Raw genomic sequence first — 12,982 nt, 5'->3', positions numbered from 1 at the left:
TTGTTATAAAGATATATCAATAATCATTGGTAAATGGTCGCTAATTTTAGTTTTTTCAAATTCTAATAGCTTTACATTATTAACTCTTATGCTATTAGGTACAAAACAATAATCAATATGATAATTGCCTTGTGATTGATATGATGTTGCTTGGTTTTCTTGTCCAAACTTTTCATTGGTGAATGTATGGTAAACACTTTTCAGATTATGCGATTTAATACCGGACAGTGCATTTTCAAATGAGCTTACATTTTCTTTTATATCCCATATCTTATTAGCATTGAAATCACCGATAAAGATCGAATTATCTAATAACGGCTGATATTCCGGATAATTCAATGCTTCATTGATTTGTCCAATATAAGGTTCTTTACATCCTTCGGTTTTTGTCCATACTGAAAATAAATATATCTCTGTATTTTCAATTTTTACTTTATAGGGTACGACATAACGAATTGCAGTGTTGTGAAATTCAGAAATACTAAAAGTATATTTATTTGAAAAAATACCTATACCTAAATCTCCGCCTTTTCTGTATTTACTAAATTCTAAATGATCGCCGTACCAATCTACATTTAACCATACTTTTTTACACTCTATCATGTCAGATTCCATGCATTCCTGAATAACCAATAGATCCGGATGTAATTCGGCAATATAATCGATCTTCTCTTTTGAAAAACCGTATCGACAATTCCAAGTAATAATTCTCATAGCAAACTCCTTTTTTATTATGTTCTGCGAAGTATAGTTCGCCTAATATTCTCATCCAACAGTAACTGAACTTGCCTCTATTGTCAACTTGAATCGACTGTTATTCATCGCTAATATCTTTTAGTTTTTTAATAGTATCTTGATCTTTTATCCATACATCCATCGAACCAAAACAATATGTTACGGCCTCATCTTCATCACCAAATCCATAATAGTCCGGTAAATATTCAGGCAATTCACTTTCATGCAGTAAATACTTCACTATATACGGATTTTCCTGTTTGGCTTTTATGTATTTTTTTAAGATTTTTGTGTCGCTTTCTTGTTTTTTTATAGAAAGTAATAGGTCGCTAAACAACATGAATGCAGTCTCTTCCTGATATTGTTTTAGTAATTCGGTTCCTTAAAATGCAACAGTCGAACAAAATATCAATTTTGAAGACTGTTGCATTCATGCGCGATAGCGCGCATACAATCTGCGATGTTTGTGATAAGCAAACTCGACATTTATTTTCAGCCACGCCATTTTAGCGGTTGAAAATAAACCTTCACTCAAGATGTCTCCCATTGTCGGAGTTTCAATATAATCAACCATACTATTTTCCTAGTAGTGTCTACAATATCTACATTTTTCTTGATGCTACTTTATGAATTATATTCGGAAGCCATTTTGAAAACTTCTGTTTATAAACACGCTCGGTTTCTTTGTCCATAAAACTCTTTATTCGTGCGGAGGGATTAATACCTCGACGCTTGCGCCGAGGTTGTTGATTACACTGGTACTATAACCGTATTATGTGTATATGTCAAACAGATTTTTATACTGAATCCATAAACAGGAATCTCAAAAAAGACTACTTTACGATATGGAAAATCTATAAACAGGGAAATACCTCATGTAATAGGTCACAGATATTACGTCCAATACAAAAATTGAACTATAGTTATCTTAACCTGATCACGATCAAACTAATCTACCAGCGCGGTCATAATAAAATCAAGCTGAGCAAATAGTTCTTCAATTTTAGTCACAATTCTTTGTTGTTCAGCAAGTGGGGGGAGCGGAATGAGAAAATCATTTATTTGAGCAAGAATAATACGTTTTAATGCAGAACCTTTTGCCTCTTTTTTCATTTTATTCTGTAATAAATCAGATATTAAAATATATGCTAGGAACCAAGATAAAATTTCATTTGAAGGTTTGATAAGAGCAACACTCGATAACATACTAAAAGGATAATTTAAATTATTGACAGCAACTTCTCCAATAGTTCCGTCTTTAGTTAATAAGATATCATTCAACTCAGGTGAACATCTACTATAAATAGACTCATGTATTTCTTTAGAAATATACGTTGCATCATCTAAGCAAATGGCTAGATTTTTTATATTCTTTGCTGTGATATAAAGAAAGTCTCCTGAAGCGCTATTCGATGGTGAATTATGCGTACCATCAGTAATTGGCTTTCTGCATACTTCGGGCAGTCTACACCACGTCCACCCCTCCGGTACATCAAACGAGATTTCGTCAGAAATATTTTCCTCGCAGCCATCGGCATATTTTTGATAATAACAATTATCAGTAGGCTTCCTATAGATATACGAATCATTCTTGCCGCGTTTTATCTCTCCGGCTGCGATTTTAGCCTCCTTTTCAGCACGAAGTTTTTCCAGCATAACACTTGCAGGTTCGTCGGCAGGGTCTTGCTTCACCAGTTTTCCGTGAATTGCAAGGTCAAGGATTTTTGACTTTGCCTGTTTGACAGCTGTCTGTAGATCGGCTTTGTTTTGCTCCAGTAGCTCTATCTGTGTAAAGATTGCTTCGATTGCTGTAACGATGCGGTGCTGCTCAGTGAGTGGGGGAAGAGCTAAGAAAATTGGATAAATAGATTTACCAGAAATAACAGGTTGTGCTGTTGAATTAGAATAGTTACTTAAATTTAAAAATTGCAATGCAAATGATAAAAATGTTAAATCACAATATGCGGTATTAAATGTTGTAATAAATGCATTATCAGTTATCCATGCTTTTCCTTTTGTAATATGAATGGTTCCACAATTAAAACCTACACGCCCAATTATCATTGTAGGAATATCTATATTAAATTCTGAATAATAACCAGTAATACCATTTCCACCATAAATAGGATATTTACCCGATTGATTTTCTCGAACTTTTATTGCATCTCCAGATTTTATATTTATAATCTCCCCCAACCTACACCACGCCCAGCCCTCCGGCACGGCAAACGGGATTTCGTCTTCGATATCCTTCACCCTGCCGTCTGCGAACTTCTCATAGTGCCTGTTATGTTCCAATCCCTCAGGATTGTCATCAGTTTTGCTTTTACCAGATGTGCCGGTATATTTAAAGATATACGAATCATTCTTGTTGCGTTTTATCTCTCCGGCGGCAATCTTTGCTTCTTTTTCCGCGCGGAGTTTTTCCAGCATCACGGAGGCAGGTTCGTCTGCGGGGTCTTGCTTCACCAGCTTTCCGTGGATAGCGAGGTCTAATATTTTTTGACGTAATGCATTTGTGTTCACTTTATGGTCTCCCAATAACAGCCTTTATCAGTTTCCGCTCATTTCGAGAGAGGTTTTATATTCTTCTATTTGTTCGTTCAAATTCCATATATGGTGTGAAAACATAAACTGTAAGAAATCTGACGCATCATCTTTTTCTTGCGAAGAAGCAAGACTTTGAATATATTCCGCCCTGTTTTCTTTTTTAATTATTGCAGGTACTATTCCCGCCTCATATTGGATAAAATTCATTAAAAGCCGACTCATCCGGCCATTTCCATCCGCCCAAGGATGCATATAAACAAGTTTATAATGTGAGAGAAAACTAAAAGCGTATTGTTCTTCTATTCGTTTTTGCGCAATATTTTTTCTTTCCAAATTGAACCAAGCACAAAATTCTTCCAGTTTTTGCGGAAGCTTCTGCCATGCCATATAACTCTTCCCGCCCCGTCCCGCACTGACATTTAAAAGTCTCAGTTCTCCTTTTGCAGAAGAAAATGTTCCTCCGATGGTATTGTACACAGTGCCGGTGTTTTTCATTACGAGAGATGAAAGTTCACAGAGGATTTCAGGTGTTATTTGGGTGTGCTGTTTTGCAAATTCAAAACTTCTTTCATACGCGGCTTTTAAGTCAAGGTTCATAAGCTGTTCATGAATCGGTTTATTTGCACTTATCCCTTCGTCAAAGAGAAGCTGATTTTCAATTTCCGTGACGGTAGAACCTTCTATTGCCGTTGAATGCGTGATAATCGAATATAAATAGAACTTATCGTAATCAAGCTGTTGAGCAATGTGCAGTCTATTGTACTCATCGATAACTTCCGAAAGTTGAGTGAAGTCTTGCTGTTCGCTTTTATGCATTATTCTTCAATACCTTCAATCAGTTTGGAAAGTTCGGTAACAGCTGCGGCAATATTTGTGCTTTTCTCTTGAATAGTTTGCATCAGTTCGGCAAGGGAACAGTCTACGGCACCGGTGTCGTCTTTGATCCATTTTAAATCGAGGCTGGTCTTTTCATCTTTCAAGATTTCTTCGATTGGAAACTTACGCCATCTTCCATTCGGATTTTCGGGCGACCATGTTTCTTTACGGTCTTCAAAATGTCCTGCACAGTAGAGCGCTTCAAATTCGACAAAGTCTTCTTTTTTTAACGGATTTGTTTTTCCGAATGAACGCATATTACTGCGCAAATCATACACCCATACGGCTTTTGTGTTATCTTCATCGTGTTTGCCACGCGTAAAAAAGAGTATATTTGTCTTTACGCCCTGCGCATAAAAGATGCCGGTCGGCAAGCGTAAAATCGTATGAAGATTACATTTATTCATTAAATCCCGGCGAATTTTCTGACCGGTATTGTCTTCAAAAAGTACATTGTCCGGCAATACAACAGCAGCGCGGGCGGTGCCGGTTGTCTTGAGCGAGCGGTAAATATGCTGCAAAAAATTCAGCTGCTTGTTGCTGGTGGTATAGGTAAAATCATCGCGGGTTGCACGCTCGCCGCCTTTCTTTGTCCCAAACGGAGGGTTCGTCAGTACCACGTCATAGCCGGTCATTGCCTTACCACTTTCGCTCAATGTGTCGCCGTATACAATTTTTCCTTCAATATTGTGGAGCATGGCGTTCATCAACGCTAAACGGTGTGTTTCGTGTACCAGCTCACCGCCGGTAAACGCTTCTTTTACTTGGAATGCAGCATCCTTTTCGTTCAAGTCGCAGTAGTCGTCGGTAAGACTTTTTACATATCGGTCGGCGCTAATCATAAATCCGAATGTTCCGCACGCAGGGTCGTTGCAGCGTTCTCCTACTTGTGGCGCGGTAAGGCGTGTCATCATATCAATTAAAACACGCGGAGTAAAATATTGTCCCGCTCCGCTTTTCTTTTCGTTCGCATTTTTTTCGAGTAGCCCTTCATAAAGATTGCCGAGACCTTCCTCCTTTGCGGAATACCAGTCCAGCTCATCGATAGACTTAATAATTTTTTCAAGATTTTTCGGCTCGTCGATATTGGAACTAGCCCCCTGATAAATCTCGCGCACACGCCCCTTTGTGTTTTCACCGAGATATGTCAGCAGTTCCTTGTAGAACTTCTTTAATGCAATACCGCTGTAAGAAACAAGTGTATCCCAGCGATAGTTTTTCGGCAAAGTGTTTTCCGTTTTTGTCTCCTTTGCCATTTTTAAAAAAAGGATATACGTAAGTTCCGTAACATACTGATGATAGGTGATTCCATCATCCCGCAAAATATTGCATAAATTCCACAGTTTTGAAACGATTTCTTGATTTGTCATGCTGTATGCTCCGTATTATGCCACTTTGTCTTCGTAGAGATAGGTATTCAACTCACGCACGATTGCAGTGAGCGAGCCTGAAAAAATTTTGTTTATTTTTGAAAAGCCGCCTTGTGTACGCCATGCGGTAAATTCATCAAAGGTTTGAACATTTAAAACGGATTCGTTGATGAGATATTTTTCTATGCGGTCAATCCACTTCTTTTCGCTCGCGGTAAAATTATGAGCTTTGCAGAGTTTTTTAACAGCGTTGCGGATTCGCTCTTCGTGCGAAACGAGGGGACTGCCGATAGCATAACTGCGAATAAGCGTGATAATATCCGCAGCGCATTCTTCTTTTGTCAGCTGCGTAATAGCAGTATTGAGTCGCGTTCGGTTAAAACCGTTTGCATCAAGTGTCATACTCACACTGCGCAAGCCGGCAAGGGTAAGATCGGCAGGACGAGTACAGATTATTTCCAGCGCTTCAATTTTATCGCGGTTCGTTTTTATATACTGAGAAAAACTTTCCAGATAGTCTTTCGGTTCTTGTCCTTTTCCATATCCCCGTGTTACTTCACGCACTTCATCCGACTTGTCGCTTATCGGTAGATAGTAGCCGGTTGACCGCTGCTCCTTGAATGCATCGAATGCTCTTCGGTTTTCTAAAAACAAATCCCGGCACGCTTCTTCACTATGCTTTCGCCGTTCTCTTACATCGGTAATAAAATGTTCGATACTGTCGTAATTCGATGTAACGGTAAAAAAGTTTAATTGCTTTTGATCCATGCGGAACTTTGCACGTTGGAGCTTTGCGATAATCTGATCATTTATGTATGCAATATGTTCGCTATCTGTTACCGCTTTGTATCCCTCTAAGAGTTCATCAAACGTAACGCTTGGATTTGATACCGTCGGCTTCATCGAAGAAACTTCGTTCAGGTAACTGTATAAATCAACCGCATCATAAATTTCAAAGTGGGTTTTATTTATTTGGGGGCACAGACGAGTTGCACGCCCCAGCATTTGTTCGTACAGAATACGGGATTTGATGCGGCGCATAAAAACAATCTTAGTAATTTCCGGCACATCAATTCCGGTAGAAAGCAAATCAACGGTTACGGCAATGGTCGGATAGTGCTCATTCTTAAACCGCTTAATCGCATTTTGTACACGTCCTTTGTCACCGATTGCATACGTGATTTTCTCTATTGCCGATGCAGTGATGCCTTGCGGTGCATATATATCACGTAGCTGTTTGACAATCTCATCCGCATGGCGGTCGCTTACGGCAAAGATGAGTGTCTTTTCTTCACCTTCGGGATCTATACGCTGAGCAAGCTCGGTAAGAACCGCCTCATTGAAGGACGGGGTAATAACCTTTTTGTTGAAGTCTTCTACATCAAAATTCAGTTCATCTTCAAGCTCTTCCGGATTTAAAAGCTCCTTGGTTACAGGATTGTAACGGGCTAATCTTTCTCCTTTTTGATGATGAATGCCGTGTTGATTCAGTTCCGTTTTGATGCTGTAAGGCGCATCGTAATCTACCAGATACCCGTCTATCACCGCTTCCCGATATGAATAGGTGAATACCGCATTTCCAAAAATCTGCGTAGTGTGCAACGCCGGAGTTGCAGTCAATCCTATTCTGACTGCATCAAAATATTCAATCACTTTTTTGTATTTGCTGATAAAGTCATTTTGATCGCGGTACAACAGTTCTGCGTCGCTCAGCTCGCGGTCAAGTGTATATCCGCGGTGTGCTTCATCAATAATGATACAGTCAAAGTCTCCTGAAGAAGGGATGCGGTCTTTCTCTTCGCTCATGATGCGGGAAATCATTCCCTGCACGGTGGCAACTTGCACGCGGGTTTCTGTCGCAAGGTCTATGTCATCGAGGGTATTGATAGTGTAAATTTTATTCAGCGGCTGCAAGTCTTCAAGTTTTACATCATTAAAAACATCTTGCGCTTGTTCACCTAAAGCCGTGCGGTCTACCAAAAAGAGAATGCGGCGGAAACGGCCGGTTTTTAAGAACCGGTAAACCATGCCCAAGACGGTACGGGTTTTGCCGGTGCCGGTCGCCATTGCGAGCAAAATCTGCCGCTGCCCGTTTACCACGGCATGTTCTACCGCTTCAACTGCCGAAAGCTGATAATGGCGGAGGTTCAATCCGTCAGGGTCGCGCAAAAAATCGTATGGCAAATTTTCCAATGCGCGGTCGGCTTCATCAATATTCTGACGGAATTTTGCCAGTAAGTCTTCGGGGCTATACCATCCGTGCAGTGCAATCGGCGTATTTGTTTTATTCCGTAAATCCTGAAACCAAATCCCGGACTCCGTTTCTATTTGCTTTAAATACGGACGGCCGTTTGTTGCAAAGATAAACGGTACTTTGTACCCGTGCCACATACCTAAACAGCATTTTTCATCTTCGACCGTTATGTGTTGCGCATATTCACGGCATTGATTATCGATGATTGCATACACGTTTTTTGCGTACGGTTTTGCTTCCACAATACCGATGGGCTGTTCATCGACAAAAAGTGCATAGTCTGCATGTGCAGTTGTTGTTTTTCCCGATGCGACCGGCCATTCCGCAATCGCCAGTTTTCTTCCTTTTTGCGGACGAATTCCTTTTGCATAGCGGAGGTTTTCCGTATCCGCTTCCCAGCCGACTTTTCTTAGTTGTTCGTCAATAAGTGCACGAGTTTCCGCTTCGGTCAGTTTTGTCTTTGCGAGTGCTTGAGCAGAAGTGTTTTGCCGTTCCTGTTTTGATCGAGCGCTTTGCGGGGTAAGAGCTGATACGGTCGCACGGGTCTTTCGTTCTTTTTCTATTTCCGCTTCGAGCGCTTGCAGTCGTTTCTCCCGTTCGGCTATCAACGCTTCTTGTTCGGCAATGGTTGCCGCCGCGTGTTCAAGTTCGATTTTTTGTTCTTCAATTTTCTTTTCCTGATTCCGAACAAGCGGCATTATATTTATTTTACGTTTCGGCGGTTCAGGGTTTATAAACGGCTGTGCAGCAAATGAGCTATCGCCATACGTCTGCATAAACCACACGGCAATATAATGGGCAAAACGGAGTACCAACAAGGCGTCTTGCTCGGTAGCATCATTTTCATGCGCGGCAGTATTCCGTTTGATACGGACTTGATTAATCCATTGGTTTACATCATACGGAATAAGCCCCTCATTTTTGAGGATTCTTGTACGGTTAAAATGATTATTTTCTTTTACATCTATCGGCTCCGGAATATGTTCGATACGCATCATTTCGCGTACCATCAGTTCTACAAATAATCCGGATTTATTCTTACTTGATGCGGGGTCGGAATATGCGTAATATTCTGCAAATTCCATCGTTTTCGCAAAATCCGGCCAATACGTCTGTAAAAAAGTAAAATTTCCCATACTCATATTGGGGCTGTCTAAAAACTTCAGTTTTTGGACAGCTTCCTTAGATTTAGATGCGATGTTTAAAATTAAGTCGTTGCTGTATAAAGACTTAATTTTAAACTCGTCGGGGATGTTCCGAAAGTAACCAACTTTTGGAACATCCCCAAGTATTATACCATAGGTTTACAGATTTTGACAGCAAAGTAAAAGAATATTGAATTAGCCGAATGCGTGAGCACGCAATACGGCATTTATTTTTGTCTGGTACCCTTTACCTTGTGATTTGTATCACTCTAAGACATCGGTATCAACCCTTATATGAATTTCCGTCTTTTTTGGTTTGTACCATTCAGGATGGAGTTTTGCGTAAAGCTTAGGGATTGCTTCTTTGAGTGGCCGGAACTGAGCTAATTCTTCTTTGATTTGTATTTGACCAAACTTTAAAGCAACCGTTGACACAAGTCGGTTTTTTGAGATAGACTATATTGTTATGTCCTGCCGTACGCGGCTTTCATCTCGATGAAGTACGGTAAGCATGATCCGGTAAACGCTGATAATCAAATGCGGTTTTGGGCGTTTGCCATGCTCTTTTTTATCGTTCCCTAATAAAAGAGACTACTGTAACACCGCTGCGGTGTTCTTATTAGATTTACGAGGTGAAAAATGGCAACAAGACAGCCGAAAGGTAAATTGGTCCGCCGGTTCGGATCAAATATTTTTGGAAATCCTAAATACAGTAAGTTATTGGATAAAAAACCGAATGCTCCCGGTAAGGAACGCGGCGCTAAACAACGTGGAAAACTTTCCGTTTACGGCGAACAGTTAAAGGAAAAACAGAAATTCCGCTTTGCGTATGGTATGTCTGAGCGTCAGTTCAGTAATCTGTTCCAAAAAGCATTTAAGATGTCCGGTGTTACCGGTGATAATATGCTCTCCTTAATGGAACAGCGGTTGGATAATACCATTTATCGAATGGGCTTTGCGGTAAGTCGTGCGCAGGCGCGCCAGATGGTTTCTCACGCTTATTTCTTACTGAATGGTAAACCGGCAAATATCCCGTCCATGCGGGTTAAAGTCGGTGATGTCATCACGACAAAAGACAAGAAAGGGTTTCAAAACCTTATCCGGCACAACTTAAGCACCGTACAAGGTTCAAAGGGAGGGTGGCTTTCCGTTAATGATGAAAACTTATCTGCAACGGTAACGGCACTTCCTACTCCCGCCGATATTCAACCGGTTGGAAATATCCAGTACGTCGTCGAATTCTATTCTCGGTAGTTCGGTAGTATAGAAGTACTTTAAAAAATTCAACACCTACAAAAGGCTTCCTAATATATGCTGTATGTGCATAAGCGGGAAGCCTTTTTATTTATACGGCCGTGCGAGAATTACATTTGCTTCTGTATTTCGATTAGGGATAACGAAGCGGCAACTCTGCCCGAGCCGCTATACCAGTGCATGCACCATTTTTTTTATGATTTCCATCTGATAAGGGGTGAGTTTTATAAGATCATGCGTGATATCTTGTATATCGATATGCTTTGAATTATAAATCGGATCCTTCCCTGTCACCAAATACTCCACCGAAACGCCGAGTGCTGATGCTATTTTAACAGCTGTTTCCACATTCGGTAAAACTCCGCGCGCATCTATATACGACAAAAATGTACTGTTACTGATTCCTACTTCCGCGGAGAGTTCTTTTACGAGCAATCCTTTATATTCAATCTCTTGTCTAAGCCTATCCTTAAAGCCCATAACCGCAGGATATCATAATCTTGATGCTGATGGCAACCGGATTTTACGGAGGACATGGAACTGCCGCTGCTGTTGGCGCGATTTATAAAGAGCATGGGTATCCGGAATTTTTCGATTTGGCAAACGTCTCTGCAACTGTCGGATTAGTTGGTGGTATTGTGCTCGGTATGGTTCTTATTAACTGGGGAACACGGAAAGGTTATACGAATTATGTTGAATCACCAAAGCAGCTTCCTGAACATATCCGCACGGGACTTATCCCTGAAAATCAGCAAAAAAGCGGTGGAAAAATTACTATTTCGAATATGTCCTTGGATCCGCTTGCGTTCCATATTGGAATCATCATGATTGCTACAATGTTGGGTAAATGGTTCTCAGTTATGGTCAAGAGTCAAGTGAGCTGGCTCTCCATTCCGGAATTTGTTTCCGCGTTACTCTTCGGGTATGTCATGCAATTCTTTTTAAAGAAAACCGGTGCTACCAAGTATGTTGATAGATACACCGTACAAAGAATAAGCAGTACTGCAACGGATGTATTGGTTATATCCGCCATCGTCGGCTTAAAACTCAATGTTATTGCAGCAAATTTTGGACCGCTTTTAATCAGCTTTGCCTTCGGTCTTGTCCTCAATATTGCATGGTTCCTGTATGTCGGTAAATACAGTTCTTCTAAAGATTGGTTTGAACGGGCTATTATGAATTACGGTCGCGCAAACGGTGTTATTGCAACGGGGGTATTGCTCAGCAGAGTTGTTGACCCTGATCAAAAATCAAGAGGTTTGGAAGATACCGGCATAACAGATTTGCTTAATAGACCTATTGCAATTGCGTTACAAGCATTGCCTCCTATCTTTATTGCGATGGGCGGGGCGTATCCGATGTATACGACATTAGTTATGTGGGTCGGTTTTATCGTGTTAACGGTTGTCGCTTTAGCATTTAAATGGTGGACTCCCGGAAAAATGCAATATTCAGGAGGTGAACAACTATGATGAGATACGATATCATGCATTTTGAGGCGCTCGGTAAAGAAGCGGAGTTTTTGAAGAATATAACAGAAGAACTGCAAAAGAGAGGTTCATTGCCTGCTTCTTTTACCTCTTTGATTACGCCGTTGACTATCCAAGAGTACCTGAAAGAAAATACAGTTGATTTACCCGATATCATTACGACAAAAACGCATTCAAAGTTGCCCAATGCGTATGTTAATGAAGGGATTAAAAAAAGCGTTATTACACGAAGTGCAGGGTATGATCATTTTGAACATTTGCAATACAAAATTAACTTAGCAAGTTTAAGAGAGTATTGTATCGATGCCGTTGCACAAACTGCAATAAAATTTCTTTATTGCACAGCGGGCAATCTGAATGAGTATTCGTATAACACGAAGGTTTTTGAACGAAAAAATACCAAATCTTTTATGGAGTTGGGAAAAAGCAGGATTGCTACCGTGTACGGTGTTGGGAAGATTGGTAAGCGAGTTTATGAAGACCTCGAAGCAAACGGTTTAACTGTTCAAGCCGTTGATATTCGTGAAAATGAATTGAAACAACTACCGGAATATAAAGATTGCCGTTTTACAGATCGGGACACCGCTATTGCAAATTCCGATATACTGATCAATGTAATGAATTTAACAAAAGATAAAAATAGCAGGTTTTATAATGAAGGATATTTCGATGAAAAATATCTTTTAAAGGCAAAAAAACCTTTGATTTTTATCAATGTTACAAGAGGTGAAATTGCTCCCGAAGCAACGTTACTGAAGCTGTATGGAGAAGGGAAGATTACCGGTATTGCAGCAGATGTGTTCAGCCAAGAGTCTGAATTGACGGATTATTTACGTGCAAACGATTTTACCGGTTGCCGTAATGAAAATATCCTGGCAGCTAAAGAGATTATCGATGAAGCGTTATCAAGGAAATCGAATTTCTATGTGCAGCCCCATCAAGGGTTTAATTCGGATATAGCCGCAAAGACTAAAGCTACTGAAGCAATGAACCATGTTGTGTTCTGGTTGAAGAACGGTAAAGATCACTTTAAAGAACAATTACCGTATTATAAATAGTAATTTTATTCGCGCGGAGGGTTTAATACCCCGACGCTTACGTCGGGGTTGTTGATTTTTTAATAATGTGAGCATCCTGTGCAGTGTATTCCCTGCACAGGAAACTGCACTGTCAGACGCTGCTTTAAGATTAAACCTGTTCGGAAACTTCCGTTTCGGAACAGGTTACTTTGAAATGCGATGTTCTAAATCGTGCTATTTGTGCGATTTAGAACTCGGCGACCTGTTCGACAACGCAGTTATCGAACAG

The 12,982-nt window shown here is 40.4% G+C and carries 11 protein-coding genes and 1 pseudogene; 3 read left to right on the top strand and 9 right to left on the bottom strand.

The genetic code is table 11. The annotated features are described in order from the left end of the window. Positions 1 to 3: 3 nt before the first annotated feature. From E4N69_RS08595 to E4N69_RS12815, 8 genes and pseudogenes are all read right to left on the bottom strand, one after another. A complete protein-coding gene (locus E4N69_RS08595; RefSeq protein ID WP_253823575.1) occupies positions 4 to 714 on the bottom strand; it encodes an endonuclease/exonuclease/phosphatase family protein in 711 nt (236 codons plus the stop codon). 100 nt (positions 715 to 814) lie between these two features. Beyond that, on the bottom strand, positions 815 to 1,075 hold the full coding sequence (locus tag E4N69_RS08590) for a hypothetical protein (RefSeq protein WP_253823574.1): 261 nt from the start codon (positions 1,073 to 1,075) through the stop codon (positions 815 to 817). 90 nt (positions 1,076 to 1,165) lie between these two features. After that, on the bottom strand, positions 1,166 to 1,309 hold the full coding sequence (locus E4N69_RS08585; protein ID WP_253823573.1) for a hypothetical protein: 144 nt from the start codon (positions 1,307 to 1,309) through the stop codon (positions 1,166 to 1,168). Between the two features lie 374 nt (positions 1,310 to 1,683). Then, positions 1,684 to 3,261, bottom strand: coding sequence for a restriction endonuclease subunit S (locus E4N69_RS08580; RefSeq protein ID WP_253823572.1), 1,578 nt, complete (start codon positions 3,259 to 3,261; stop codon positions 1,684 to 1,686). 27 nt (positions 3,262 to 3,288) lie between these two features. Next, a complete protein-coding gene (locus E4N69_RS08575; protein ID WP_253823571.1) occupies positions 3,289 to 4,101 on the bottom strand; it encodes a Fic family protein in 813 nt (270 codons plus the stop codon). Next, complete coding sequence (locus E4N69_RS08570; RefSeq protein ID WP_253823570.1) at positions 4,101 to 5,531, bottom strand: class I SAM-dependent DNA methyltransferase; 1,431 nt, start codon at positions 5,529 to 5,531, stop codon at positions 4,101 to 4,103. The genes E4N69_RS08575 and E4N69_RS08570 overlap by 1 nt, the downstream gene beginning before the upstream one ends. A 15-nt stretch (positions 5,532 to 5,546) precedes the next feature. Further along, entirely contained in the window at positions 5,547 to 8,921 is a 3,375-nt protein-coding gene (gene hsdR, locus E4N69_RS08565; protein WP_253823569.1) for a type I restriction-modification system endonuclease, read from the bottom strand. 204 nt (positions 8,922 to 9,125) lie between these two features. Next, a pseudogene (locus E4N69_RS12815) lies at positions 9,126 to 9,194 on the bottom strand (BrnA antitoxin family protein); the annotation flags it as partial. 375 nt (positions 9,195 to 9,569) lie between these two features. Here E4N69_RS12815 and rpsD point away from each other — a divergent pair. Continuing rightward, the gene (gene rpsD / locus E4N69_RS08560) at positions 9,570 to 10,184 is read left to right on the top strand and encodes a 30S ribosomal protein S4 (protein ID WP_253714074.1); all 615 of its coding nucleotides are present in this window, start codon (positions 9,570 to 9,572) and stop codon (positions 10,182 to 10,184) included. Between the two features lie 168 nt (positions 10,185 to 10,352). Here rpsD and E4N69_RS08555 read toward each other — a convergent pair whose 3' ends face one another. Beyond that, positions 10,353 to 10,664, bottom strand: a complete 312-nt coding sequence (locus E4N69_RS08555) for a helix-turn-helix domain-containing protein (RefSeq protein WP_253714073.1) — start codon at positions 10,662 to 10,664, stop codon at positions 10,353 to 10,355. A 23-nt stretch (positions 10,665 to 10,687) separates the two neighbouring features. On the opposite strand from E4N69_RS08555, the gene E4N69_RS08550 reads away from it, so the two are divergent. Both E4N69_RS08550 and E4N69_RS08545 read left to right on the top strand, forming a co-directional pair. After that, complete coding sequence (locus E4N69_RS08550; RefSeq protein WP_253715758.1) at positions 10,688 to 11,656, top strand: sodium/glutamate symporter; 969 nt, start codon at positions 10,688 to 10,690, stop codon at positions 11,654 to 11,656. Further along, positions 11,653 to 12,732, top strand: a complete 1,080-nt coding sequence (locus E4N69_RS08545) for an NAD(P)-dependent oxidoreductase (RefSeq protein WP_253823568.1) — start codon at positions 11,653 to 11,655, stop codon at positions 12,730 to 12,732. Before E4N69_RS08550 ends, E4N69_RS08545 begins: the two co-directional genes overlap by 4 nt. Positions 12,733 to 12,982: the final 250 nt, after the last annotated feature.

The organism is Treponema sp. OMZ 906 (assembly GCF_024181185.1).
Classification (GTDB): domain Bacteria; phylum Spirochaetota; class Spirochaetia; order Treponematales; family Treponemataceae; genus Treponema.
The sequence above is the reverse complement of the archived record's forward strand: the minus strand, read 5'-3'. Positions and strand labels throughout refer to the sequence as shown.

What these genes read in the sequence shown, in the direction of transcription:
- E4N69_RS08555 (WP_253714073.1), bottom strand. Translation starts at nt 10,664, where the DNA reads ATGGGCTTTAAGGATAGGCTTAGACAAGAGATTGAATATAAAGGATTG.
- E4N69_RS08550 (WP_253715758.1), top strand. Translation starts at nt 10,688, where the DNA reads ATGCTGATGGCAACCGGATTTTACGGAGGACATGGAACTGCCGCTGCT.
- rpsD (WP_253714074.1), top strand. Translation starts at nt 9,570, where the DNA reads ATGGCAACAAGACAGCCGAAAGGTAAATTGGTCCGCCGGTTCGGATCA.
- E4N69_RS08590 (WP_253823574.1), bottom strand. Translation starts at nt 1,075, where the DNA reads ATGTTGTTTAGCGACCTATTACTTTCTATAAAAAAACAAGAAAGCGAC.
- E4N69_RS08595 (WP_253823575.1), bottom strand. Translation starts at nt 714, where the DNA reads ATGAGAATTATTACTTGGAATTGTCGATACGGTTTTTCAAAAGAGAAG.
- E4N69_RS08570 (WP_253823570.1), bottom strand. Translation starts at nt 5,531, where the DNA reads ATGACAAATCAAGAAATCGTTTCAAAACTGTGGAATTTATGCAATATT.
- E4N69_RS08575 (WP_253823571.1), bottom strand. Translation starts at nt 4,101, where the DNA reads ATGCATAAAAGCGAACAGCAAGACTTCACTCAACTTTCGGAAGTTATC.
- E4N69_RS08585 (WP_253823573.1), bottom strand. Translation starts at nt 1,309, where the DNA reads ATGGTTGATTATATTGAAACTCCGACAATGGGAGACATCTTGAGTGAA.
- hsdR (WP_253823569.1), bottom strand. Translation starts at nt 8,921, where the DNA reads ATGGGAAATTTTACTTTTTTACAGACGTATTGGCCGGATTTTGCGAAA.
- E4N69_RS08545 (WP_253823568.1), top strand. Translation starts at nt 11,653, where the DNA reads ATGATGAGATACGATATCATGCATTTTGAGGCGCTCGGTAAAGAAGCG.